This is a genomic window from Micromonospora sp. LOL_025, assembly GCF_048060285.1.
Classification (GTDB): domain Bacteria; phylum Actinomycetota; class Actinomycetes; order Mycobacteriales; family Micromonosporaceae; genus Micromonospora.
Genome location: NZ_JBHMIR010000108.1, coordinates 1 through 813, shown reverse-complemented (window position 1 = coordinate 813; position 813 = coordinate 1). Strand labels below are relative to the sequence as shown.

General features: G+C 68.4%; 1 protein-coding gene. It reads right to left on the bottom strand.

The window, feature by feature from the left end; genetic code table 11:
- Positions 1-813 (bottom strand): acyltransferase domain-containing protein (locus tag ACFHW0_RS31690; protein ID WP_416613301.1); only part of this gene is annotated, 813 nt, incomplete at both ends.

Genomic DNA, 813 nt, shown 5'->3' with positions numbered 1-813 from the left:
GGCGGTGGCGGTGGCGAGGACGGTGTCGGGGCCGATTTCGAGGAAGGTGTCGACGTGGTGGGTGGTGGTGAGGGTGGTGATGGCGTCGTGGAAGCGGACGGTGTGGCGGACCTGGTCGACCCAGTGGTCGGGGGTGGGGGTGAGGGGTTGGCCGGTGAGGGTGGAGATGACGGGGATGGTGGGTTGCCGGTGGGTGATGGATGCGGCGACGGTGCGGTAGTCGTCGAGCATGGGGTCCATCAGGTGGGAGTGGAAGGCGTGGGAGACGGTGAGGCGTTTGGTTTTGTGTCCGAGTGTGGTGAGGGTTTCGGCGGTGGTGAGGGTGGCGGTTTCGTCGCCGGAGAGGACGAGGTCGGTGGCGGTGTTGACGGCGGCGATGCTGACGCCGTCGGTGAGGTGGTCGGTGATCTGGTCTTCGGTGGCCTGGATGGCGATCATGGCGCCGCCGGTGGGGAGGTTCTGCATGAGGCGGGCGCGGGCGGTGACGAGGGTGGCGGCGTCGGTGAGGTCGAGGATGCCGGCGATGTGGGCGGCGGTGAGTTCGCCGATGGAGTGTCCGGCGAGGTGGTCGGGGTGGATGCCCCAGGATTCGACGAGTCGGTGCAGGGCGACTTCGAAGGCGAACAGGGCGGGTTGGGTGTAGCCGGTCTGGTGTATCTCGTCGGTGTCGATGACCTCGCGTAGGGGTCGGTCGAGGTGTTTGTCCAGGGCGGTGCACACCTCGTCGAACGCGGCGGCGAAGACGGGGTAGGCGGCGGCGAGTTCGGCGCCCATGCCCAACCGCTGCGCACCCTGCCCCGTGAACAGGAACGC